At 69.6% G+C, this 24,443-nt stretch carries 15 protein-coding genes and 2 pseudogenes; 9 read left to right on the top strand and 8 right to left on the bottom strand.

The annotated features are described in order from the left end of the window. The first annotated feature begins 6 nt into the window (after positions 1–6). Entirely contained in the window at positions 7–2,001 is a 1,995-nt protein-coding gene (locus JNW87_RS02200) for a hypothetical protein (RefSeq protein WP_238452858.1), read from the top strand. Between the two features lie 319 nt (positions 2,002–2,320). Next, positions 2,321–3,418 (top strand): integrase core domain-containing protein, encoded by a 1,098-nt coding sequence (locus JNW87_RS02195; RefSeq protein ID WP_109802445.1) that lies wholly within the window; start codon positions 2,321–2,323, stop codon positions 3,416–3,418. Positions 3,419–4,030: 612 nt separating this feature from the next. Here JNW87_RS02195 and JNW87_RS02190 read toward each other — a convergent pair. The 5 genes and pseudogenes from JNW87_RS02190 to JNW87_RS02170 form a co-directional block, all read right to left on the bottom strand. Then, the gene (locus JNW87_RS02190; RefSeq protein WP_236647963.1) at positions 4,031–4,504 is read right to left on the bottom strand and encodes an HAD domain-containing protein; all 474 of its coding nucleotides are present in this window, start codon (positions 4,502–4,504) and stop codon (positions 4,031–4,033) included. Next, entirely contained in the window at positions 4,498–4,830 is a 333-nt protein-coding gene (locus JNW87_RS02185) for a hypothetical protein (RefSeq protein WP_236647962.1), read from the bottom strand. Before JNW87_RS02185 ends, JNW87_RS02190 begins: the two co-directional genes overlap by 7 nt. A gap of 13 nt (positions 4,831–4,843) precedes the next feature. Continuing rightward, entirely contained in the window at positions 4,844–6,244 is a 1,401-nt protein-coding gene (locus JNW87_RS02180) for a hypothetical protein (RefSeq protein ID WP_236647961.1), read from the bottom strand. A gap of 121 nt (positions 6,245–6,365) precedes the next feature. Then, entirely contained in the window at positions 6,366–6,734 is a 369-nt protein-coding gene (locus JNW87_RS02175; protein WP_109802442.1) for a hypothetical protein, read from the bottom strand. A gap of 130 nt (positions 6,735–6,864) precedes the next feature. Then, positions 6,865–7,088, bottom strand: a pseudogene (locus tag JNW87_RS02170) (ADP-ribosylation/crystallin J1); the annotation flags it as partial. A gap of 886 nt (positions 7,089–7,974) precedes the next feature. On the opposite strand from JNW87_RS02170, the gene JNW87_RS02165 reads away from it, so the two are divergent. The 3 genes from JNW87_RS02165 to JNW87_RS02155 all read left to right on the top strand — a co-directional run bounded on the left by JNW87_RS02165 (position 7,975) and on the right by JNW87_RS02155 (position 15,700). Further along, positions 7,975–9,792, top strand: a complete 1,818-nt coding sequence (locus tag JNW87_RS02165) for a hypothetical protein (protein WP_238452857.1) — start codon at positions 7,975–7,977, stop codon at positions 9,790–9,792. Between the two features lie 17 nt (positions 9,793–9,809). Next, positions 9,810–15,101, top strand: a complete 5,292-nt coding sequence (locus tag JNW87_RS02160; protein ID WP_309233878.1) for a ricin-type beta-trefoil lectin domain protein — start codon at positions 9,810–9,812, stop codon at positions 15,099–15,101. Positions 15,102–15,172: 71 nt separating this feature from the next. Further along, a complete protein-coding gene (locus tag JNW87_RS02155; RefSeq protein ID WP_109802440.1) occupies positions 15,173–15,700 on the top strand; it encodes a hypothetical protein in 528 nt (175 codons plus the stop codon). A gap of 584 nt (positions 15,701–16,284) precedes the next feature. On the opposite strand, the gene JNW87_RS02150 is transcribed toward JNW87_RS02155, so the two are convergent. The 3 genes and pseudogenes from JNW87_RS02150 to JNW87_RS40375 form a co-directional block, all read right to left on the bottom strand. Then, the gene (locus JNW87_RS02150; RefSeq protein WP_238452856.1) at positions 16,285–18,201 is read right to left on the bottom strand and encodes a VWA domain-containing protein; all 1,917 of its coding nucleotides are present in this window, start codon (positions 18,199–18,201) and stop codon (positions 16,285–16,287) included. A gap of 33 nt (positions 18,202–18,234) precedes the next feature. Beyond that, on the bottom strand, positions 18,235–18,417 hold the full coding sequence (locus JNW87_RS40380; protein ID WP_236647959.1) for a hypothetical protein: 183 nt from the start codon (positions 18,415–18,417) through the stop codon (positions 18,235–18,237). A gap of 181 nt (positions 18,418–18,598) precedes the next feature. Next, a pseudogene (locus JNW87_RS40375) lies at positions 18,599–18,880 on the bottom strand (AAA family ATPase); the annotation flags it as partial. Between the two features lie 255 nt (positions 18,881–19,135). Here JNW87_RS40375 and JNW87_RS02135 point away from each other — a divergent pair. The 4 genes from JNW87_RS02135 to JNW87_RS02120 are packed head-to-tail and all read left to right on the top strand — an operon-like array spanning position 19,136 to position 24,400. Next, a complete protein-coding gene (locus JNW87_RS02135) occupies positions 19,136–19,294 on the top strand; it encodes a hypothetical protein (protein WP_161557860.1) in 159 nt (52 codons plus the stop codon). After that, positions 19,291–20,181 (top strand): PrgI family protein, encoded by an 891-nt coding sequence (locus JNW87_RS02130; protein WP_109802439.1) that lies wholly within the window; start codon positions 19,291–19,293, stop codon positions 20,179–20,181. Before JNW87_RS02135 ends, JNW87_RS02130 begins: the two co-directional genes overlap by 4 nt. After that, the gene (locus JNW87_RS02125; RefSeq protein WP_236647958.1) at positions 20,178–21,929 is read left to right on the top strand and encodes a VirB4 family type IV secretion system protein; all 1,752 of its coding nucleotides are present in this window, start codon (positions 20,178–20,180) and stop codon (positions 21,927–21,929) included. Before JNW87_RS02130 ends, JNW87_RS02125 begins: the two co-directional genes overlap by 4 nt. Next, positions 21,926–24,400, top strand: a complete 2,475-nt coding sequence (locus JNW87_RS02120) for a type IV secretory system conjugative DNA transfer family protein (protein ID WP_109802438.1) — start codon at positions 21,926–21,928, stop codon at positions 24,398–24,400. The genes JNW87_RS02125 and JNW87_RS02120 overlap by 4 nt, the downstream gene beginning before the upstream one ends. The last annotated feature ends 43 nt before the right edge of the window (positions 24,401–24,443 follow it).

Raw genomic sequence — 24,443 nt, 5'->3', positions numbered from 1 at the left:
GACCAGGTGCGGGCGACGGTGGTCAGCCCGTTCCCTGGCCTGATCACCCACGCGTTCGCGGTTTCGGGCAAGGAGCTGACGCGGGCCGAGCTGCTCCGCGGCTTGCTGTCCGTTGTAGACGCGGGCGCATCGCTCGACGATCCGGTGCTGCTTTCCATTGCCGAGCGGGCCGGGACGTCGTTGGGTATCGACCGTGCGTCGCTGGCGCGGCTGGTCGCCGAGGCCGAGGGAACGGCCGGTGCGATCGAGGAGCTGCGCGACCAGGCGGACGTCGACCAGCTGGGCCTGAGGTCGGAGCTTGACTGGGACCAGATCCTCGCCGCCCACGGTTCCGAGCCATTCAGAGAGGAGGCGACGATCCTGCTAGCGCGGCGGCCGGACTGCCCGGAAGACGTGCATCTAGCGCTGTTCGCCACCCATCCGCTCGCTGTCGTCACGGCCGCCCGTCACAGTGTTCTTCTGCTCGCGGCACCGCTGCCGGCCCGGCACACCACCGCGGTCGCAAAACGGCGGGCCGACGAGGCGGTCAAGGCCGGGCTGCCTGCCGACGCACTGCTCCGGGCTTCCCCCGCACCTGTGGTGCTCGAGGCGCTGCACCGGCACCGGGTTGTTCTCGAGGAGCTGCGGACGCTGGTGGCCGACCGGCTCGGTGCCGATGCGGACCGATGGCGGGTGCTACGTGCCCGGTTGAAGGGCCACCGAGGGTCCAGCGTGGACCTCCTGACCGAGGAGCCCACCGGACGGCCGCCGACGGCGTGGCCCGACGCGAAGCCGATCCCCGATGTCTGCGAGCGCAAGACGGTCAACGGGATACGGGCGGCGTTCCTCGCCCTCCTCGACGCCGCACCGACCGACACCCACCTCGCCCTGTTCGACCACGTCGACGACCACACGATCTTCGACCTGCTCAGCCGCGGCCAGTGGCGCGACGAGTGGCTCGACGCGGCGCTCGCCAGCCCCAACCCCGCCCTGCGCCGGTCCCTGTCCACCCGGCGCGACCTCGACGCGGCCGCCATTGACCGGCTCGCCACCTGCGACGACCCGGTGGTCAACAACCAGCTGTTCCGGGCCACCAACCTCAGCTGGCACCTGCGGAAGCGGATCCTGTCACAGCGACCCTTCGGAAACACCGGGTCGCTCCCCCTCGATCCGGCGTTGCGTGAACACCTCCTGGCGTACCGGGGCGGCAGCGGACTGTCGCCGTACCACGCCCGCGACGCGATCGACTGTGTCGACCTCGACCTGCAGCTACACATCCCGCGATACCGGCTAGTCTACGGCGAGATCCCGCAGCTGCGGCTGGTGGTGAACCTCTGGCGGCGGCACGGCCGCGCCGCAGTCGACAAGCTGCTCGCCGTCACCAACGGGCCGGCCACCTTCCAGGGCCGGTTGCTGTCCGCGGCCGTGATCAAGCGCGTCGCCGGACCGGAGCCCGAGATGCTCAGCCGGCTGGAAGACGAGGTGACACGCGGCGAGACGGTCGCCGCGCAGCTCGCCCTCCTGCACGGCGTAACGAGCCCGAGCTCGGCTTCCCTGCGGGAGACCCACGACTGGAACTGGAAGGCCATCCGCGACGAGCACGCCGAGCGGCCGTTCCCCGACGACATTCTCGCGGCCCTGTGTACCAGGCCGGGATGCCCGCAGTGGTTCCGTACTGCGTTCGCCACAACGCTCGAGGCCGGGCTGAACCGCGGCGAGCCGCCAGCCGATCTGCTCGCCCAGATCCCGGTCGACCGCGAGGCGGTGCCAAAGCTCATCGCGGCCGGCCAGTTGAGCTGGTCGGACGTGTTCGCCCACGGGCGTCCGGCGGCCCAGGCGCTAACGATGCTGACACTCGTTAAGGACGAGGGCCAGCAGGAAGGGCTGGCCGCACTAAGGCTCGCAATAGAGTCCACGGTGGACGACAACCCGGAAGCCTGGGTGCTAGCTGCCCACATGCTGCCCGACTTCGCTGGCAGCGTCGCCGAACTGTTGTTCACCGCGACGGCGGCCACCGGCTGACGCCAGCGGCCCCGAGGCCGCCGAGTTCAGGATTCGCCCGTCTACCCTTTGCAGGTACTGTCAGCGAAGCCGCTCCTGCTGCTGCGGAGCGGCCTGCTCCTACTCACCGTCGCGGGCATTGTGGGATTGTGGGGATGGGTGCCCTCGCCGTTCGGCGACACACCACCGAGCGCGAGCGAGCTGACCGCGCTGGTGACCGACCCTGTACCTGTCGAGAAAGGCATCCGTGCGGGTCGCAGGAGTCCGGGCCCGACCTTGGCCTGATCGAGGGCGTCACCCCTGCCCATCGTCACCGATGACTACGCGATGATGCCGACTCATGCTGCTGCGACTGGCGTACCTGGGTATCACGAACGCGTTGACGTTGCTGCGACTGCTGCCTTGCGGCGACCACGATAAGGACATCGAGATCCTGTCGTTGCGCCACCAGCTCGCGGTGTTGCAGCGCCAACTCGACGGGCAGCAGGTCCGGTTCGAGCCGGTCGATCGGGCGTGGCTTTCCGCGTTGCTGCACCCGCTGCCGAGGCCGACCCTGCGGCGCCTGCGACTGCTGGTCCGGCCCGACACAGTCCTCAAGTGGCACCGTGACCTGATCGCGCGCCGCCACGCCGCGGTGTCGCGGCCCAGGCGACGCGGCCGGCCCCGCACGCTGCGGTCGATCCGGGCCCTGGTACTGCGCCTGGCGAGGGAGAACGGTAGCTGGGGGTATCTGAGGGTGCATGGGGAGCTGCTCACGCTCGGGATCAAGGTCGCCCCGTCCACCGTCTGGGAGATCCTGCGCGAGGCCGGGATCGACCCCGCACCCGATCGGGCCGCCACCACCTGGACGGACTTCCTGCGTTCCCAAGCCGAAGCGCTGCTGGCCGCCGACTTCATCGAGACCGTGACGCTGACCGGAGCGCGGATGTACATCCTGACGGTGATCGAACACGCCAGCCGCCGGATCCGGGTCCTGGGCGTCACGGCGCACCCGACCGCCGCCTGGGTCTGCCAGGCGGCACGCAACCTCGTGATGGATCTCGAAGACGCCGGCTGCAAGGTCAAGTACTTGATCCGGGACCGGGACGGCAAGTATCCGGGCACGTTCGACGCGATCCTGTCCGACGCCGGCATCACGGTCGTGCCCAGCGGTATCCAAGTGCCCCGCATGAACGCGATCATGGAACGCTGGGTGCGGACCTGCCGCCGCGAACTGCTGAACCGCACACTGATCTGGAACCAGCGGCATCTACTGCATGCGCTGCGGGAGTACGAGCGGTTCTACAACCTACACCGCCCGCATCAGGGGATCGCGAATGTCCGGCCGCTGAAGCCGCTGCCCGAACCGATCACCGACCCGGACCAACTCGTCCGGCTGAACATCCACCGGCGTGACCGCCTCGGTGGTGTCCTTCACGAATACGAGCACGCCGCCTGAGCTGCCCAGATGGCATTCTCGGCAGGTACAGGGCTCCCCAGGCCGTGGATACAGGAGCATGATGCGGCCGGCTAAAGCGTAGTCGGCGGGAGGGCTCGCTCGTAGTAGACTCCTCGACCGACGTATCCGCCGTTTCAGCATTAGGTTCTCGTGGGGAACGAGGAGATTTGAACCCAGGAGAACCTCTTGTCGAGCATCGCCGTTCAGGGCTTGTCATTGGTTGTCAAGACCCCTTGTTACCAACCGTAGCCACCTCGACCTTGTCATTGACTGTCGGGAATTGGCGCCGAGCTGCACAGACACGACCAGGCAATGATCGTTTCTTGTCACTGTTTGTCAGCCGCAGGCGGGGGTTTTCGGGGGGTAAACGGGGGCATGCCGACGTCGCCAGGGTCTCACCGCGCCCCGCTCCCCCACCGTCGGGACTTCCCGGCACCAAGAGAACGACGTGCGCCTACCCATCGCGGCCCGCCCACCGTAGGCATGGGAGTTCGTGTCGGTGGCCCGAGTTGAACCCCAACTACATGCCCAGAGTCGCTGCCGACCTGCAATTGTGCTGACCGTTGGATGCCCTGTCCGCAGTGTCCATTCGGTCATCGAATCGGGATTGCGTTATAGATCCTCCTCGTTCAGCCATTGCGCGACGGCTTGGTAGTCCGCGCCGGTGAGGCCGCGACGTGGGTCTACGCGGTGCAGGAGAGCGGAAGCGCTGTGGTTCACTGCTACCCACGTCCGGTCGGCGTCGGTGATCTCGTCGTCCACCCAGGCGAACCGGCGTCCTGTGGCCCACTCGACGAGGCGGCGCGTTTTCCAGTGCAGCCGACCGCCGTCGTCTTCGTCGTCTGGCCAGTCGACGACCGGCAGCTGGGGTAGGCCGAGCCGTGGTGCGAGCACCTCGTTCGCGTCGTGCATCCAGGTCGTAGCCCACACGAGATCACAAGGCAACGCAGCAAGCCGAGGGCCGTGCTCGGCGTCGAGACCTGCCAACAGAGGGTTGGCGTCATCGCCCATCGGGCTCGCGGCGCCGCCGAAGGGCAGAAGCGTCCCGTCCACGTCGAGGAACAGCAGCGGACGATCAGTCAGCATGCAGCGCCGATCCCGTGCTCGGCCAGGCGGCGTACGCCCGCCTCGCCGAAGTCCACATCCGGCCATAGCTGGTGCGCGGCCCAGTCCAGCCACTCGCGCGGCGGATCATCGACCTGGAAGTACGCAATCCTCTCCCCCTCGTCCATGGGCGCAGACTCCCACCAATGCCACCACACCATCAGATGCCACTCGCCGTCACCCATGCGCCAGCCGATGCTGAACCGCTCGATCTGCGGGTACGCCCGCCACGGCGGCAGGACCCGCCCATGGGCATCGAACTGTTCCCGTACGGCAGCGTCGAGGAGCCCGCGGGTCCGGTCGTCCACTGTGCGGCGCTCCTCAATTCAGCTCGATGACGGGCCGGGTCAGGATCTCGTCGGCGTACCCGTCGTCAGAGGCCAGCCAATGGCCGAAATCCTTGTCCCGGTAGGCGGTCGCCAGGGTGAGCCAGCCCAGGAAGAAGCCGCTGCCGCCACACGTGGCGCCGCCGCCATCGCCGCCGCACACAATGGTGCGGTCGGTCGTCGCCTCGTGCCGGTAGGGATCCTGCCCGATCGCCAAACCCCACAGGTTCTTCTGCCGGTGCGGACCAGTCTTGTAGTCGAACGGGTAACCGTCGTTGGGGCAGTCATCGCCCCAGCGGAACAGGGTTGTCGCGCCAGCTCCACGCGCCCACTCCCACTGATCCTCAGTGGTCGTCCGCAAGCCGATGCTTGCGAGCCCGGCCATGGCCTCGTCGTAGGCGACCTCCCGGGTCGCTCGGGCCCGCGCTACCTGCCCAGTGCGGTCGAACTCCACCGTCAGCCCACCACCAGATCGGAGTGTGCTCACCCCGTCGAGCCGATCCCCGGTCGACGCGACGAGTTCGAGTACCCGAGGGTTGTCCGGCGCCAGCGGAATCTCGCACGGGTCGAACGCTTCCACCGCGATCAGTATCGCCGCCATCTCGGCGCTGCGTACCGGCGAGGTCATCGCGTCGACGTACTCGGCCAGCGGAGGAAGGCCGTACTCGCTGGCGCTGTCGGCGTAGCTGGCGGCCTGGTCCGGAACGGGCTGGAATCGGGCCGCGTCGTAGCCGAGAGCCGGCCGTCCGCCGGGTACGAGAGCGAACCGCATCCCGTCACGGTCGAACAGCGCCACCCGGTGCGACCGCTCCGCGTACGCCGTGTGCTTTAGGCCCACGACGGTCAGGTCGTGTCGATCCGCGATCTCGCAGGCCATCCGGCGGGCAACGCCGTCAGACAGGTCGTTCCACTGCTCGAAGCTGAGATCGGCGTACGGCACCGCGCAAGGATAGAGCCGAAGGCACCGATCACACAGCGAGCCGGCCTCAACACCCGAACCACCAGGCGTACGAGACGGCACCAGCCGCGCCCACCTGACCGCCCTCCTCCACCGGCTGCTGCACACCCCCACCCGGCTGCCACGCCACGCCCGCACACTGACCGGCCAGTCGGGTGCGACGACATCGACGGTCCAGTCTGCGTCGGTGGTGGTGTGGAGGCCACCGCCGAAGAGCCCGGCGATGCAGACTCGCGTGTCGACCAGCGGACCGAATCCCGGGCAGGAAAGGTCCGCACCCGTCGAAATGCAAAGGTCCGGATCGGGTTCACGATCGCTTGCGATCTTCGCGCCCGTGACCGGATCGAACAGGCCGCGACCGTCGTGGGAGACGACCATGAGGAGGTCGCCGCCGCTGGTCGGCTCAGCCGCGAAGCCGACACGCAGCAGCCCGCGCATAGGTATGTAATTGTGCGGCGTGGGCAGTTCGAGCCCACGGCGATGGTACGGGCATGATGAGGGCAGCGAGGAACCGGTCACGCAGCTGTTGCTGATGTTCGCGCCCGCGCTTACCCATCTCCTAGTCTTCGTCCGCCGCCAGCACCGCGACGAGCACCCCGCCGCCGGTGCCGACAACGAGAGCGTCCATGGTGTGCCGCGTGACCGGATTCCAGGAGCCCAGATCGGTGTTGGTCCACCAGCGTGTTCCGTGCCCCAGCAGGGTGATCAGCTTCTTGAAGACGTCCTGGGCCTTGTCGACCGGGTAGCGGCCTTGCGCATGGTAGGCGAGAGTCCGCGTCGTCATCTCCACGAGGACGGCAAGCGCCATGTCCTGATCCACCTCGGCCAGGCACGCCGCCAACTGGTCGACACCCTGAGGTGCCTGGGGCGGACCGTCGAATGAGCTGGCTGAGTCGATGACACCGCAGTCGATCAGGAATGTGAACACGTCCGCGATCGGGTTCTCGCTACCTGCGAGGCGGATGAAGGTCCACAGGTGCTCGTTACCGTAGGGTCCTGGCAGGCCGGCCAGCAGATGCTAAAGCCTCGCCAGCCGCTCATGAGGAGTCCAACCCCGCTCACCCTGTGACCCCACTGCCGGACCGGAACTCGTGGACGACCTCAATCAGCCCGACGATGTGCTGGTAGAACTCGTCGAGTTCCTCGGCCGGCACCCACAGCTCGAGGATGTCGCGCCCGCCGACCTGCCGGACCGGGTACCGGGAGGCGAACTCGCGGTCGATCTCGAACCGGGTGACGTAGCCGACGCCCGAGGCAGGCACGTCCAGTCCCGGGCGATCATCGTGCCGGTCCTGGATCGAGACCCTCGGCATGGTGTCACCCACAGCGGCGGTCGGTACGGCGAAAAGATCGACAAAGTGACACCGCCGCAAGAGGACGACGGGACAACCAACGAGGCACCGCCAACGCTCGTAGGCCGTAGTGAGGGCTTTGCGGCGCAGCCGCCGGATGCCACGGGCGAGGCGCCGGGCGAAGAGGTGCCGGCGGAAACCGCTGCCGCTGTCGCCTACTGGTACCGACGCGACCCCAGCCTGCATCCCGCGACGATCGCCGCTCGGATCGGCCGGTCGGAGCGGACGGTACGCCGGTACTGGCCGCCGCCCGCTGACAGCGCCGCGCCGCGGCGCATGTCAATGGCCGCGACGCGGGCAACCTTAGCCGCTACGTGTGGCAGGAGGACTTCAGCGTGGCGACGGCGGAGCAGCCGGAAATGGCTCGCGCGGCCCAGTAAGGCGTCCGTCGAGGTACCGGACCGTGGCGGAGGCCCGGCGGGTCGGCCCCGGGGTAGTTGACGACCGGAGACCGGTAAGGGGCGTATCGGCATGTGTCGGAAGTATCGGAGAGTCAACATTTCCGATGCGGCGACCGTGGTGTGGAAGCGAATGGTCCACAAGCGCGCAGATGGCAAACCATCGCGAGCGAGCGCCCCGGCTCTCAGCCGTTGCGCTGTGGTTGATCTGGCCAATCGGTCTCACAAACAGGGTCTTGCGGCGGGATGCGCAAGACCCTACGGTTCCGTCCACAACCGATCAGCCGATCTAGGAGATCCCATGCGTCATCGCTCGCGGTGGTGGCACCGCCTACACGGATCCTTACTGTCCCTGAGCGGGCCCGGCCGGTGGGCCCTCTCGTTTAGCCTGGCGCTGAGCCTTGTGCTGTCGCTTGCGGTGGCCACGCCCGCGACCGCCGGCCTCAAGCACGCCGCGCTGGCCCGTGCCAACGTGTCGGTGCGGGTGGGCAAGACCCGCTCGCGGCACGCTACCCGGTCGCAGACCGACGGTCCGGGACTGACCCGGCAGACCCGGACGACCCTGCCGGCGAAGGCCTCGGCCGTCGTCCGGGTGGCCAAGGGCGCGGTGGGGGTTGGCGGCATGCCGGTCGTCGCGACCGCCCTGCCGCTCGAGGAGGACCGCGAGACCAGCCAGCACCTAGCCGGGCTCACGGCCGGACCCGCGTCCGTCCGGGTCGACGTCGCTGATCGGGCGCGCGCCGAGGCGGCGGGCATCCGCGGTGTGCTCATGGGCGTGTCCCGCGCCGATGGCTCCGCTGCGGCCGGTCAGGTGCACCTGCGCTTCGACTACACCTCGTTCGCCAACGCGTACGGCGGTGACTACGGCAACCGGCTACGCCTGGTGCAGCTGCCTGCCTGCGCGCTGACCACTCCGGCGAAGCCGGCGTGCCAGCGGGAGATCGAGGTGGGATCCGTCAACGCCTCCGGCGCGGTCTCCGCCGACGTCCGCCTTACCGGCAAGGGCGGCGTCCCGGTCTCCTCCTCCTCAGACCCGGTCGGGGTGACCGCGCTCGCACTGACGGCGGCAACGTCATCGTCGGGGTCCGACTACTCGGCGACGTCGTTGTCGCCGTCTTATTCTTGGTCGGCGGGCAACCAGAGCGGTTCCTTCGGGTTCGGCTACCCGATCAAGGTGCCCACCGCGCTCGGCGGCCCCGCCCCCGACCTGGCGCTGAGCTACGACAGCGGCGCCGTCGACGCCCAGACCTGGGCGCAGAACGGCCAGACCTCCTGGGCGGGCGAGGGATGGGACCTGCAGACCGGGTACGTGGAACGCTCCTACCGATCGTGCAACCTCGACGGCGGCACCACCCCTGATATGTGCTGGTTCTCCCCGTACAACGCCACGCTCGTGTTCAACGGGCAGGCGACCATGCTCGTGCGGGACAATACGACGGGCGTCTGGCACGGCCAGGACGACTCGGCGCTGAAAGTCGAGCAGGTCTTCGACACCTCCAAGGGCAACGGCGACAACGACGGCGAGTACTGGCGGGTCACCACTCAGGACGGGACGCAGTACTACTTCGGCGTCAACAAGCGCTACAGCACGGACACCGCGGCGACGAACTCGGTCCTCACCGAGCCGGTGTACGGCAATCAGTCCGGTGAGCCTTGCTACAACGCGACCTTCGCCAACGCTTCCTGCCAGCAGGGTTACCGCTGGAACCTGGACTACGTCATCGACCCGACCGGGAACTCGATGACGTACTTCTACAACAAGTTCTCCGGCTACTACGGCCACAACAACAACACCGGCGTGGCCCCGTACGACCTCGCCGGGACGCTCGACCACATCGACTACGGCACCAGGGCCGGCTCCGAGGCCACGGGAAGTGCGCCCATGCAGGCGTGGTTCACCCGTACCAACCGGTGCCTGAACTCCTGCGGCCAGAACACCACCGACTACCCGGATACCCCGTGGGACCTGTACTGCTCGTCCACCACGTCGTGTCCGAGTCTGCTGAGCCCGGCGTTCTTCACCCGGTACAAGCTGTCATCCGTCTACACGCAGGTGTGGGACAGCGCGGCCGCGGCGTACCACAAGGTCGACCAGTGGGACCTGACCTACACGTACCCGTCGAGCGGGGACAACATCTCCCCGGCCGGGCCGACACGTCGCCCAACCTCTGGCTGCAGAGCGTCACCCACACCGGCTACGCGCCGGACGGCACCAGTCTGGCCGAGCCGGCGGTGACCTTCGGCGGCACCCAGATGTACAACCGGGTCGACTGGGGCAACGACGTGGGCGTACCGCCGTACGTGCACTACCGGCTGACGTCGATCGTGAACGGCACCGGCGGCCAGACCCTGATCAGCTACTCGACCTCCGACTGCACCCGCGCCTACCCGCCGGTGCCGTACGCCAACCCGTACCGGTGTTTCCCGGTGTACTTCGAGCCGAAGCAGGCGCCCGCCGGCTGGGGCTGGTTCAACAAGTACGTCGTCACCTCGGTCACCAACCGGGACCTCACCGGCGGCTCGCCGGACGAGGTTTCCTCGTACACGTACTCGACAGCCGGCTCCTCCGACGAGGCGCTCTGGCGCCACGATTACAACGAGACGAGCACCCTGGCATACCGGTCGTGGTCGCAATGGCGGGGCTACTCCACCGTCACGGTCACCCACGGAGCGTCCGGCGGTCCGCAGACCGTCACCACCAATCTGTACTACCGGGGCATGGACGGTGACGGCATCGCCAGCGCCGACAACCAGTCCGTCGTCTGGAACAGCCGGCGGGTCGGGCTCCTCACACCGCTGGGCACGCCGGGCGCCACGACCGCCATCTCCGGCATCGGGTTCAAGTGCCTGGACATCTCACGCAACGCAACCGCGGACGGCACCAACATCCAGGTCTGGTCATGCACCGGCGCCACGAACCAGGTGTGGCAGCGGCAGTTCGATGCGAACGGCCGGCCGATCATGGTCAACCCCGCCACCGGCAAGTGCCTCGACCTGAGCGCCTACGGCACCACCAACGGCACCAACGTGCAGCTCTGGACCTGCACGGGCGCCACCAACCAGGTGTGGGAACGCCAGCCGAACGGCACGCTCAAGAACCCCGTCTCGGGCCGGTGCCTCGACACCAACCTGTCCGGCACGGTCGACGGCACCAACGTGCAGCTCTACGACTGCTCCGGCGGGTTCGCCCAGCTGTGGCAGCCCCGCAACAGCGGAGCCCTCGCGGTCGCCCAAGCCAATCGCTGTGTCGACCTCTCCGCCTACGGCACGGCCAACGGCACGAAGGTGCAGAGCTGGGGATGCACGGGAGCCGCCAACCAGGCGTGGCAGCTGCGCGCCGACGGCACTCTGCTGAACCCGGTCTCCGGGCGGTGTCTCGACGTGGTCGGGGCCGGCACCGCCAACGGCACCAAGGTGCAGTTGTACGACTGCTCCGGCGGTGTCGGACAGGTCTGGGTGCCGCAGTCCGACGGCACGCTGAAGAACCCGCACGCCGGCCGGTGCCTCAACACCGCCGGCTCGAACACCGCCGCGAACGGCACCCAGCTCGAGATCGACGACTGCGGCACGCTGGTCACGGAGAAGTGGCAGGCGCGCCTGCTCGACGCCGACGGCAGTCAGGGCTTCGAACGGCAGACTGACTCCGTCGACGGCTCGACGGTCGTCGGGTCCACCATCAACACACCGACGGTGACGCTGACCGCCACCCGGGCCACCCCGGCCACGGGTGGGCAGGACATCAACGCGTACATGGTCACCGACACCGAGGAGCAGACCCGGACCTGGCTGCCCACCTCGTCGTCGTACCGCTGGACCGACAGCCTCACCAGCTACGACAGCTACGGGCTGCCGACCGACGTCAAGGACCTCGCCGACATCTCCACCAACGGCGACGACGTCTGCGAGCACACCGACTACGTTCGCAACACCACGGGAACGAACTACCTGGTCGATTTTCCCTCCCAGACGCTGACCACCAACTGCGCGACCAATCCTGGGGATGGTGACTACCTAGGCGGTAGCCAGACCAACTACGACGGCCTGGCGAACGGGCAGGCACCGACAAAGGGGTTGCCAACCACCTCGAACGACCTCGCCTCGGTCAGCTCGGGGACCCGCACCTGGAAGCAGTCGGACCGCACCGACTACGACGGCTACGGCCGGGCCAAGGCGACCTACGACGCGCTGGACCACAAGACCTCCGTCACCTACACACCCGCGGCCGGCGGTCCGGTGACCAGCGCGACGACCACCAACCCGCTGGGCTGGACCAGCACCACCACAGTGGACCCGGGGAAGGCCACGCCGACCTCGGTGATCGACGCGAACGGCAAGGTCACCACCGCCCAGTACGACGCGTTGGGCCGGCTGACGAAGGTGTGGCTGAACAACCGGGCCACCTCGGGAAACCCGGACAAGCAGTACACCTACAACCTGTCGGCGACTGCGCCGAACTGGGTCCGGACACAGCTCCTCGGGCCGTCGGGCAATCAAATCACCTCGTACACCATCTATGACGGGATGATGCGGACCCGCCAGACCCAGGAACCTGCGCCGGTCTCGGTCGGCGGCCGGATGATCACCGACACTACGTACGACGGTCGCGCTCTGACCGCCAAGGTTTCGAGCTTCTGGAACAACGCCTCCGGGCCGTCGGGCACGCTGGTCAGCTTTGCCGACACCGACGTGCCGACCCAGCACCGCCTCACCTACGACAACCTGGAGCGCAAGGTCGTCGACGCCTTCTACTCGGCCAACACGGCCAAATGGCAGACCACCTATTCGTACCAGGGTGACCGCTCTGCGGAGATCGCGCCGACTGGCGGAATCACCACTCAGTCGATCTTCGACGTCCGCGGCAACATCACCCAGGTACGGCACTACAGCAGCAGCAACCTGTCGGGCTCGTACACCCACAGCACCTACACCTACGACCGGCTCAACGACCTGGTGTCGGTGACCGATCCGGACGGCAACACCTGGTCCCGCTCCTCGGACCTGCGCGGCCGGCTGATCTCGGAGACCGACCCGGACTCCGGCACCAGCACCTACACCTACGATGACGCCGGGCAGCGGTTGACGGCGACCGATTCGCGCGGCGTCACGCTCGCCTACACCTACGACGCCCTGGGTCGGGAGACCGGGGAGTGGCACGGCAGCACCAGCGCGCCCGGATACGTCCTGGCGACCTGGAGGTACGACACCCTGTCCGACGGCACGGTGGTCAACGGTCAGGTGGGCTCCACGACGCGCTGGCACGGCACCGACCAGTACGTGACCGCAGCGACCGGGTACGACGACGCATACCGGCGGCTCGGCACCTCGGTCACCGTGCCGACCAGCGAGAAGGACCTCGCCGGCACCTGGACCACCACGGCGGCGTACAACGCGGACGGCTCACCCGCTTCCCTCACCTACCCGGCGGCGGGCGCCCTAGGCGCGGAGACCGTGACCTACGGCTACGACGCCAACGGCTACCAGTTGACGGCGTCGGGACAGGACACCTACGTCTCCGCCACGTCCTTCACGTCGTGGGGCTCGGTGTACCAGATGACGCTGGGCTCCGGCGGCAAGCGGGTCCAGGTCACCACCGACGCCTGGAACGACACACACCGGGCGCGCAGCGTCCAGGTCGCCACGGAGAACCAGACCACGCCGGGCACCTTCGACGAGCGACTCAGCCAGCAGTTCAACTGGGATCCGGCCGGCAACCTCACCTCCGTTGACAGCCAGCAGGCGGGGGCCACCACGGACTCACACTGCTTCGGCTACGACAACCTGCAGGAGTTGACCGAGGCGTGGACCACCACGCCCGCGGCCGGTGGCTGCGTCGCGGCACCATCCACCAGCACCGTAGGCGGGCCCGACGCCTACTGGAACAGCTACCGCTACGACTCGGTCGGAAACCGCACCGGGTTGACCCGCCACGGGCTGGACGGGGCGGCGGACACGGTCTCCACGTATTCATTCCCGGCAGCCGGCGGCAGCCAGCCGCACGCGCTCTCGAGTGTGGCGACCACCGGGCCGAACGGCAGCACGACCGCCAGCTACACCTACAACGCGGCCGGGCTGACGACCAACCGAACGGTGGGCGGCTTGTCCACCGACTACACCTGGACCGACGGCGGCCAGGTCGACACCGCCACCATCCATGCGACGACGGGAGACCAGCAGACCAGCTACCTCTACGACGCCGCAGGCACGGAGCTCATCCAGCGCGGACCGCAGGGCAGCACGCTCTACCTCGGCGGCACCGAACTGACCAGTGACGCCAACGGCGCCCTGACCGGGGTCACCAGGTACTACCTGGCCAACGGTGCGGTCGTGGCGACCCGCACCAACACCGGCCCGGTCATGTGGCACGCCACCGACCAACAGGGCACCGCGCAGATCGTGGTCGACTCCACCACGCTGCAGACGACGATCCGCAAGCAGGATCCGTTCGGCAACGCCAGGGGCGCCACCCCGACCTGGCCCGACCCGCACGGATTCGTGGGTGGCACCACCGAACCCGGCGGCCTGGTCCACCTCGGCGCCCGGATGTACGACCCGGACACCGGACGCTTCATCAGCCCGGACCACCTGCTTAACGTCGCCGACCCGCAGCAGAGCAACGGGTACGCGTATGCCGACAACAACCCGACGTCGAGCAGCGACCCGACCGGGCTGGACGCGGGAAACACGCCCGCTCACATGACGGCCATCATGCTTCGCATGCAGGTTCTGGTCGGCATGAATGACGGGCAGGCCATCATCTGGGGTTCCACCCTCAACGAGCAGGGCCCGGATCTGATCTGCTGGGAATGCGAGCCTGGCAAGGTGTGGGTCTGGGAATTCAAGTCAGAGAACAACCGGGACGGTGCCGGATCTCTGGCGACGGAGTTGCAGGAGCACATCGAGCAGGCCAGGAAGAGCCCTCTCTCAGCCGGGTTGGAGGTGGAGGCCGGACCGTCGTTCGCGTCGATCGGCAAGCCCTACGAGCAGACGGCCACCAATGTGGCGGAGCCCGCAGAGTTGGTAACGGTGCACGACGCGGCAAACGTAGCCGGTCTTCAGCTCTACCGGACCGACCAGCAGGACGAGGACAGCCCCGCCGCTCAGGAGCACCATGAGAAGAGCGACGCCGCCAAGTTGGCGGCCTCCAAGGAGAAGAAGAAGGCGAAAGCGGCGGGGTACGTACCTCCGAAGCGCAGAACCAAGGAGGCGCGCACCAAGGGAACCAAGAAGAACCGGCCAGGACGTACGTCACGCAACCCGCGCCCGAGGAAGCATTCCCACGGTCACTCGCGTGGCTCACACAGCCGGGCGATGCTGGACGACGGCGCCGTGGTCGGCGGCAGCTTCTGGGGCGACGTGGCCCTGTTCACCGGTGCGATCGTCGCCGGGTACGTACTGATCCGAGGTGCAGTGGTGATAGGTGCCGGTTGGTTCGCCGGCGAAGCGGGAGCGGGTGCGGCGGCTTCCGAGGAGTACGTCAGCTCCGGTATCGCGAAGCTGGAGCATTACGCGAACTCCGCCGGGCGAGCGCTGTCCCACTGGTTCTAGCCAGTGCCGCCCGGGCCCGGTCGGACGCGACCGGGTCCGGGCGGCCCCACTCCCGAAGGAAGGAGGCTCTCTTGGACGACACGGACGCGGGTCCGAACCCGCTCGCCGAGGGCACCGCCCTGGCGTTGCGAGCCCACCTGCTCATAACCGCCCGCCCCGAGCTGCTGGTGACAGCCGACGTACAACGAGCGGGCGGACCGGACCTGGTCTGCTGGCAGTGGCAGCCAGGTCAGGTCTGGGTATGGCAGCTCCGCTACGAGCACGACCGAAGAGCACCGAAGCGGTGGCCGCCCGCTGCGGTGCTGGCCAGTGTCTCGGCCGACCCGCTGTCGGCCGGGCTGGAGGTCGTCGCGGGGCCACCGCTGCACACGGTGGGGCTGTCTGCGGAGCAGGAGGCCAGCAACATGGCGGAGCCACACGAGGCCGTGACGGTCCTCGACGGCCCGGTTCCCGGGCTCCAGCTCTACCGGACCGCGTACCAGGAGGTGGAGAGTCCGGACGGCGAGCGGCGGGAGGCGGCCATGCGGGCCGCGAAGCTGAGCGCATCACGGTGCAACCGGGCGGTGGACGCCGCCCGAGCGGCGGCTCGGCCCGCCTAGCGCCAGGTCGGCCGCCGGCCCTCCATCGGGGCGTCGGCGGCCGACGGTCCGCCGCTCGGTCAAAGGAGCCCTCATGAGGCGTCTTGGACGATCTGCCAACCCAGCGGCCGAGGGGCACGGCGCTGTCTCTGCGGCTGCAGGTGGCCTCGACAGCGTTGATCTTGTCGGTGGTCTCGCTCGACGTACAGGTGGTACACCGGCGCCCGTCGTCGGCGGGTGAAATCTGCGGCGCTGCCGTCGTCGGGTCGTCGTAGGTGGCGGGCGGCAGCCCGGCCAGGTCGCTGGCGAGTATTACCGCCTGCTTGCCGGGTGGGAGCCACCGGCCCCGGGGGTAAGTCGCCGGGCTCGGCAAGACCGCGCGTGCGGGTCGCGGATTTCCAGGGAGTCGAGGACGGCGAGGGTGACCGTGTCCCCGGTCTGCATGTCGCGCAGGGTGAGCAGGACCGGCCGCTCGTCCGGGTCACGGGTCCGGTGATCGCGTCGAAGTGTTCGCTGGTGACGTCGCCGAGGCGTCGCCAGGCCCGGTTGTCGGTGTCGAAGGGGTGTTCGCTGTCGGTGCCGTAGCGCATGGGATGAACTCCTTGTCATGGCGCAGCGTCGTCTCGCGTCCGGGCCCGGCCTGCCAGGGCCAGTTGGGGACGCGATGCATGCACGCTTCGATGGCGCGGGATGGTCAAGTCGCGGACCGGCGGCGGAGGCCGTCCCCTGCCGGCCTCGCGAGACGCGGGCGGATAGCCGGCGGCAGCCCCGTGATTCCCGGGGTTTGGGTACGTCGTGGGTCGCCCCGCGCGGCGCTGCCCGGCCGCAGCCGTTGCAGCGCCGCGGCGTGGGGTGGGACTGGTTGGCTGCCGGACGGGTCCGGCCCGGGTCGGTTCTAGGCCTGGCTGAGCGCGGTGACGGCGGCGTCGGCGATCGCGGCGATGGCCTCGACCGAGTCGGTGAGGGTCAGGGTGGTGGCGTGCGTGAAGGTGTTTCCCCCAGACCTGGTCCGGGTCGGTCGGCTCGCCGGCGGCGGGCGGGTCGGCGGGGTGCAGCCACAGCACGGCGCAGCCTGCCCGGTGGAGGGTGGTGACTAGGCGTTGGCCGGCGGGGATGTCGTCGAGGTAGCCGTCGGAGACGACGGCGAGCATCCGTAGGGCGTGGCCGTGGCGCAGGTCGAGGAGTTGGTCGGCGACCTTGACCGCTTCTGGGAACGTGGCGGTGGCGAAGTCGGTGCGCATGTGCAGCATCTGCTTCGGGTATGTGCGTGGAGGTACCAGGACGGTGGTGCGGTCGCCGAAGCCGATGGTGGTGGTCGTTGCCTCGGCGCGGCGGGCGGCGTGGGCGAAGATCCACGCCGCGGACGACATCGCCTCGGTGTGGCGGTCCATCGAGCCGGACAGGTCGACCAGGATCGCCAGGTGCAGACGTGGTTTCTCGGGTGGCAGTTGGGCGCGTTGCTGCCACGGGGCAGCAGTTGGCAGTTGCCCGGCGGCGGTTTGTGCTTCGGCGGTGATGGCCTGCCGGGTGCGGAGCCGGCCGGGTGGGATCGCGGAGGGCCGCCGGCCGGGTTCGGGGTGCTGGGTGCGGGCCTGCCGCAGCCGGTTGGCGAGGTCGCGGGCCGCGCGGTGTTCCTGCTCGGTCGGGTCCCGGCGGTCCCACTCCGACGGTGGGCTGTGCCGGCGGGCCAGCAGCGATGCGGCGTACTCGGCCGGGGTGAGGCCAGAGGCGACGGCGAGGTAGTCGACGAGGGCCGCGGCGAGGCGGCCGGCGAACTGCCCGGCGTCCGGCTCCGGGGTGTCGTACTGCTGGTCGGGGTCGATGCCGAGGACCTGGCACCACCGCCGGGCGAGGCTGATCATGGTGTCGGCGTCGGTGTCGTCGCAGGTGTGGGCTTCCCGCCAGATGTCGCGTAGCTGCCGCAGGCGTTTGCGTCCGAGGACGCCGGAAACCGCGGCGCGGACCGCGCGGACGTCCTTGCTGGTGACGATGCGGACGTCGACCCGGGCGAGGAGCAGGCCGGCGAGTTGCCCGGCGTGCCACGGGTCGTCGACGGCCGCGTCGTCGGGGTCGAGGAGGGTTTTCACGACGTGGCGCAGCCAGCGGCGGTCACCTCGGCGGCGCTCGCGTTGGCGGCCTTCGGCCCGGGAATCCTCCAGCATGTCGGCGACGTCGGCGAGGATCGGCGGGGTGGTCCAGCGGCTTTGCGCGGCGTGCGCGGCGCCGTGCACGAGCAGCCCGTAGCCGGTGGGCACGAGGCGCTTGTGCCGGGCTTTGGCCGGGTCGGTGATGTCGGGGCTGTCGGCGATGTAGGTGGCGTCGACCTCGATGCGGTTGAGGTCGGGGTAGAAGCATTCGCGTGCGGTGCCGGCGGCGCCGGGGGCGACGAGGACGGTGAGGTCGGTGCGGCCGGTCAGCAGCGGGACGTGCCGGGTCCACGCTGCGGACCAGGCCTGCCAGTCGCGGGCGCCGGCCCGGGCCGGCGGTGTGCCGGTGCGCAGGTGGGTGTTGGGGTGTGACACGGATTGGCTCCTTCCAGAGGGGGGTGGATGGGGTCAGCGCTTGCCGAGGGCGAGCGCGGTGATGGGGGTGCCGGTGTGCCGGGACAGGGCGGCGGTGACGTCGTCGCGGGCGTCCTCCGGGGCGATGCCGGCCAGGTTGGCCAGGGCGGCGGTCATGCCCAGGTGGTCGCGGACTTTGGCGAAGCCGAGCAGTTCGCGCAGCTGGGGCGCCCACACGGTTTGCCTGCGGCGAGGTCGGCGTTGAGGTCGATCGCCGCGTTGACGACGGGCTTGGGTACGCCGAGTTGGCGGGCGAGGTCCCAGTCGGTGGTGACGTGCAGGTGGACGGTGAACCGGAGGCCAGGGCTTCGGTGAGCACCGCGCCGTGCACGCCCGGGTTGTGGCCGGCGACGATGTAGAACCCGTCGACGGCCTCCACGGTCTCGTTGCCGTTGGCGGGGATGGTGATGACGCCGCGGCCGTCCATGGCCGGGTACAGCACGGCGAGGACGCGGGGCGGGATGAGGGTGGCGTCGTCAACCAGCAGCACCCGCCCTTCGCGCATGGCGGTGACGAAAGGTCCGTGGACGAACTCGTAGCCGCCGCAGGGGATCGGGTTGTAGGAGCCGAGGAAGTCGCCGACGACGGTGTCGCCGGTGCCGGCGACGGCGAGCAGGTCGGGGAACGCGGCCTCGACCATGGCCGTCTTGCCGGTGCCGGGCGGGTACAGCAGCACGGGCACCTGCTGGGTACGTAGCCGCCGCAGTTCCTCGACGTCCCAGGATCATGCCGGCGTTGACGCCGATCCGGGACCCTGCTGGGCTGCCTCGGCACCGCCACCCTGCAGGCCATCGCGTTCTCGACCGGCATCCAGCTGCTGACCGACCCGGACGCCAGCCTGCCGGTCCTGCTGGGCCTGCCCGGCTCCGACATCCTGAACCTCCTGCTCGTCGCCGTGCTGCTCTGGGTCACCATCAAGATCCCGAGCATGATGAGCCGGTTCGTGACCCGCAAGGGCGGGGCCAACTTGGGCGGCATCCTGCTGCGGGCGGTCCTGATCCAGACCGTCACCCGCCAGATTCCGTTCGGCCGCGCGGTGCGAGGTGGGCGATGACCCACGACGACACCACACCCCGCGCCGTGGTCCCGGCCAACGTCAACGAGCCCGACCGTATCGCGTTCGGGTTGACGTTCCGGCAGCTCGGCATCGTCGGTGGCGTCGGCCTGGGCGGATTCGGCCTGTACCAGACCTTCGGGCACCTACTGCCGCCGGTCGTCTGGATCGTGGCCGGGTTCATCGTGTTCGCCATCGCGATCGTGGTGGCCCTCGGCCGCCGCGACGGCCTACCGCTGGACGTGTGGATGCGGCACTGTTTCGCCCTGTCCCGCAGCCCGCGCCAGCTGACACCGGGCAAGGCGCGGGCCACCTCGGTCGCGGCCGTGGCCGGCACGACGAGCGTTCCGGCGCCGCTACGCTCGCCGGTCACGGCGGTCAGCCCGACCGGAGTCCTCACCAGCGAGGGCCGCGCCAAGGTGCTCATCGCCTGCGGCACCACCAACATCCACCTGCGCAGTGGCGGTGAGCAAGGCGCGCTGCTGGACGGCTTCGGCCGGTTCCTCAACTCGCTGACCGGCCCCGCGCAGATCGTCGTCGCCGCCCAGCGGCACGACCTGACCGCCCACGCGCAGGCGATCGTCGACCACGCACCGCGCCTGCCGCATCCGGCGTTGCAGGCCGCCGCCGACGACTACGCCGAGTTTCTCCTCGACCTCGACGCCGAGCGCGATCCGCTGCGCCGTCAGGTGATCGCGGTCGTCACCGGCGAACACGTCGCCGACACCGCCGTACGCGCCCTGTCCGGGCTCGGTGTCGAAGCCGCCGCCTTGGACGGGCCGGCGGTCGCCTCGGCCCTGGCCAACGCGGTCGATCCCTTCTGTCCACCGGTGCCCGGCCCGCGAGCGGTCCCCGGCGCCCCCATCACCCTTCGGAGCAGCACATGAACCTGGTGAAGTCCAAGAACAAGATTGTTGCGGCCGGGGAGGGCATGCCCTCCCCGGCCGCTGTGTCGGTCACCCCGTGGCACGTGCAGGTCGGCGACGGTTACGCCGCCACCTACGCCGTGTGCGGATACCCGGCCGAAGTGGGTCCGGCCTGGCTCGACCCGCTGCTGTCCTACCCCGGCCGCGTGGACGTCGCCGTGCACATCGACCCCGTCGCGCCGCAGCTGGCCGCGCCGATGCTCAAACGCCAGCGCGCCCGCCTCGAATCGTCGCGGCGGCTCGACTCCGACCAGGGCAAGCTCGGTGACCCGATGGTCGACGCGGCGGCGGCCGACGCCGCCGACCTCGCCGAGCGGGTCGCCCGGGGCGCGGCGAAGCTGTTCGACACCGGCATCTACGTCACCCTCCATGCCCGTACCCTCGACGAGCTGCGGACCGTCACCGCGGGCGTCAAGTCGGCTGCCGCCAGTGTGTTGCTGGACTTGCAGCCCGCGACGTTCCGCCACCAGCAGGGCTGGATCTCCACGCTGCCGATCGGGGTTGACCCGCTGCGGATGCGCCGCATCCTCGACACCACCGCCCTCGCGGCGGCGTTCCCGCTGGCGTCGGCCGACCTCGCCGCCCCGGCACCGGGCATCCTCGCCCCGCCCGAAGGCGTGCTCTACGGGGTCAACACCACCAGCAACGGAGTCCTGATCTGGAACCGGTGGGCGCAGGACAACCACAACAGCGTGGTCCTGGCACGCTCGGGCGCGGGCAAGTCGTACTTCGTCAAGCTCGACGTGCTGCGGAACCTGTACCAGGGCACCAGCGTCAGCGCCATCGATCCCGAGGACGAGTACACGCCCCTGGCCGAGCACGTCGGCGGCACCGTCGTGCAGCTGGGCGTGCCCGGCGTGCGGGTCAACCCCCTCGATCTGCCCGCCGACGACCGGGCCGACACCTTGACCCGGCGCGGCCTGTACTTGCACACGCTGATCGCGGTCATGCTCGGCGCACCACCGCCGCCCACCGAACGCGCCGCCCTCGACCGGGCCATCACCGCCACCTACGCGGCGGCAGGGATCAACGGCGACCCGGCCACCTGGACCCAGCCCGCCCCACTGCTGCGCGACCTGGCCGACACATTGGCCGCCGACGACGACCCGGCCGCCGGGCAGCTCGCCGCCCGGCTCGCCCCCTGGACGAGCGGCAACTTCAGCGCCCTGTTCGACGGGCCGACCACCACCACCCCGCGCGGACACCTGGTGGTCTGGAGCCTGCGGCACCTGCCCGACGAGCTGCGCACCGTCGGGACGCTCCTCGCCTTGGACTCGATCTGGTCGGGCATCGACACTGCGTCCACCGGCGCCCGCCGGCGGCGGCAACTCGTCGTCGTGGACGAAGCGTGGCTGCTGATGCGCGACGGCGAGGGCGCGCGGTTCTTGTTCCGGATGGCCAAGGCCGCCCGCAAGCGCTCGGCCGGGCTGTGCGTCATCACCCAGGACGCGGCCGACGTGCTGTCCACCGACCTCGGCCTGGCCGTGGTGTCCAACGCCGCTACCCAGGTGTTGATGCGTCAGAGCACGCAGTCCATCGACGCGGTGGCTGAGGCGTTCAGCCTCACCGCCGGGGAGTCGCGGCTGCTGCTGTCGGCACCCAGGGGCGAAGGTCTGCTCGTCGCGGGCCGTTCGCGAATCCCGTTCCGCAGCGTCGGGTCGTCGGCAGAGCACAAGATCGCCGTGACGGGGATCGGTGAGGCCGAATGAACGCCGACATCCTCACCAATCCGGGCGAGGTCTGGCAGTGGATCGTCGCGCGGCCGTGGCTGGGTTTCATCGCCGCCGCCGCGATCGTCGCGGCGGTGTTCGGCCACGATCGGCTGCTCGCCTGGCGGCACCAGCGGTACGCCGCCGGGGCGCGGTGGCTGACCATCGCCGCGCCGCCGGAGGTCACCCCGGAATCGGCGCCGGCGTTCTGGACGACCCTCGTCGGCGTCCTGACGCCTTCGGTGTGGCGGCGGCGGGTGTACGGCATCCCGCACGTCGGCTGGGAGTACACCTGGACCGGCCGAGCCCTGACGATCCGGGTGTGGGTGCCGGGCACGGTGCCGCCCGGCGCGGTCGAGGCCGCCGTCCGGGCGGCCTGGCCCGCCGCCACGCTCACCACCGCCGACGCCGCCGCGCCGATCCCATCGAGGGTGGGTGAGCAGGTCGGTGGGGCGCACTGGCCGCAGTCGACCGACGCGCTGCCGCTGCGCACCGAGCACGACGCCGACCCGCTGCGGGCACTGCTGTCGGCCGGGGCCGAGGTCCGCCACCGCGAACACGCGGTAGTGCAGATCCTCGCCCGGCCCGCCACGGCCCGCCGCGTACGCGCCGCCAGACGGGCGGCGGCGACCAGCGCCACCCATCCCCACGGGCGGCCCGATGTGGCCGCCCGCGCCGTTTCCGGGATAGCACGGCTGGCCATCGAACCAGTGCTGTGGATTCTGGAGGTGTTCACGCCCGGCCCGTCCCGGCCACGAACCCCCGCGCACGCGGGTACGGCGGCACGGTCGGCCGACCGTGACCCCGTGGCCACCGCCGACGCCCGCACCGTCGTGGACAAGGCCGTGCGGGTGCCGCACTACGAGATCGCGGTCCGGTTCGCCGTCGCGGCTGACGCAGACAAGTCCCCGCCGGACAAGCAGCGGGCCAAACAGATCCGCGAGCGGCTCGTCGGGTTGAGGCACACCATCGCCTCGGCCGCCGCCGCCTACACCGGCCCGAACCGGCTGCGGCGCATGAAGATGCCCGCCCCGGTGGCCACCGTCGCCGGACGCAGGCTGCGGCGCGGGTTCCTGGCCACCGTACCCGAGCTCGCGGCCCTCGCCGCGCTGCCGCAAGACCTCGCCGTGCCGGGCCTGGACCGGGCTCGGGCCAAGGCGGTGCCGGCGCCGGTGGCCGTGCCCTCCGGCGGGCGCGGGGTGAAGGTGATCGGACGCTCGCAGATCGGCCACCATTCGGTGGGCCTGAATGTGACCGATGCCCGCCAGCACATCCATGTGGTCGGCAAGACCGGCGTCGGCAAGTCCACGCTCCTGTTGAACATGATCCTGGGCGACATCCGGGCCGGGCGCGGGACGGTGGTCATCGACCCGCGCGGGGACCTGGTCACCGACATCCTCGACCGGCTCCCCGCCTCCTACGCCAAGAAGATCGTCATCATCGACCCCGACCAGGAGAACCCCGGCTGCTTCAACCCCCTCGACGACAACGGGGACCCGCACCTGGCCGTCGACAACCTGGTCGGGATCTTCGCGAAGATCTTCCAGGGCCAGTGGGGTCCGCGTATGGACGACACCATGCGGGTGGCGTGCCTGACGCTGATGCGGCATGCCAAACCGACCTTGAGCCTGGTCCCGTCACTGTTGCAGGACAAGGAGTTCCGGGCCAGGTTCACCCACGGCCTGAACGACCCGGACGGGCTCGGCGGGTTCTGGGTCTGGTACGACGGCATCAACGAGCAGTTCCGGGGCCAGGTCATCGCGCCGGTCCTGGCAAGGTTGCGGGCGTTCCTGTTGCGGGACTTCGTCAAGAACGTGATCGGCCAGGCCCACAGCTCGTTCGACATGGGCAAGATCCTCGACGGTGGAGTGCTGCTGTGCCGGCTACCCAAAGGCATCCTCGGCGAGGAGACCAGCCGCATCCTCGGCTCGCTCATCGTCGCCCGCGTCTGGCAGGCCGCCATCGCACGGGCCAGCATCCCCGAAGACCAGCGCAAAGACGCCACAATGTTTGTGGATGAGTGCCAGAACTTCCTGACACTGCCCGGCAGCGTCGGGGACATGCTCGCCGAGGCGCGGGGTTTCAGGTTGGGTCTGGTCCTGGCTCACCAGGACCTGGCGCAACTGCCGAAGGACGTCGCTGCGGCGGTATCGGCCAACGCCCGCTCGAAGCTGTACTTCAACGTCGACCCGGCCGACGCCCGGGAGTTGTCCCGGCACACCAAACCGGAGTTGGACGAGCACGATCTGGCCCATCTCGACGTCTACACCGCTGCCGCCCGCCTGCTGGTCGGCAACCGGGAACTGCCGGCGTTCACGTTCACCACGAACCCACCAGCCGAGATCGTGGGTGAGGCGACCGCGATCCGCCAAGAGGTCGCCGCCGCCCACAGCCGCGACACCGAGGAACCACCGATGGAACGACTGGCCCGCACGGCGATGAAACGGCGCATGGAAGCCCGCGAACGCTGATCAAGGCCGCTCGTTTCGGGCCTCGGCCGGATGCGGCATTGGG

This window comes from Micromonospora sp. ATA51, assembly GCF_016802855.1.
Lineage (GTDB): Bacteria > Actinomycetota > Actinomycetes > Mycobacteriales > Micromonosporaceae > Micromonospora > Micromonospora sicca.
The sequence above is the reverse complement of the archived record's forward strand: the minus strand, read 5'-3'. Positions and strand labels throughout refer to the sequence as shown.

Bases quoted from the DNA above. Each gene is read 5' to 3' on its own strand.
- JNW87_RS02195 (WP_109802445.1), top strand. From the start codon at position 2,321: ATGCTGCTGCGACTGGCGTACCTGGGTATCACGAACGCGTTGACGTTG.
- JNW87_RS02190 (WP_236647963.1), bottom strand. From the start codon at position 4,504: ATGCTGACTGATCGTCCGCTGCTGTTCCTCGACGTGGACGGGACGCTT.
- JNW87_RS02180 (WP_236647961.1), bottom strand. From the start codon at position 6,244: ATGCGCGGGCTGCTGCGTGTCGGCTTCGCGGCTGAGCCGACCAGCGGC.
- JNW87_RS02160 (WP_309233878.1), top strand. From the start codon at position 9,810: ATGTACAACCGGGTCGACTGGGGCAACGACGTGGGCGTACCGCCGTAC.
- JNW87_RS02130 (WP_109802439.1), top strand. From the start codon at position 19,291: ATGACCCACGACGACACCACACCCCGCGCCGTGGTCCCGGCCAACGTC.
- JNW87_RS02125 (WP_236647958.1), top strand. From the start codon at position 20,178: ATGAACCTGGTGAAGTCCAAGAACAAGATTGTTGCGGCCGGGGAGGGC.
- JNW87_RS02120 (WP_109802438.1), top strand. From the start codon at position 21,926: ATGAACGCCGACATCCTCACCAATCCGGGCGAGGTCTGGCAGTGGATC.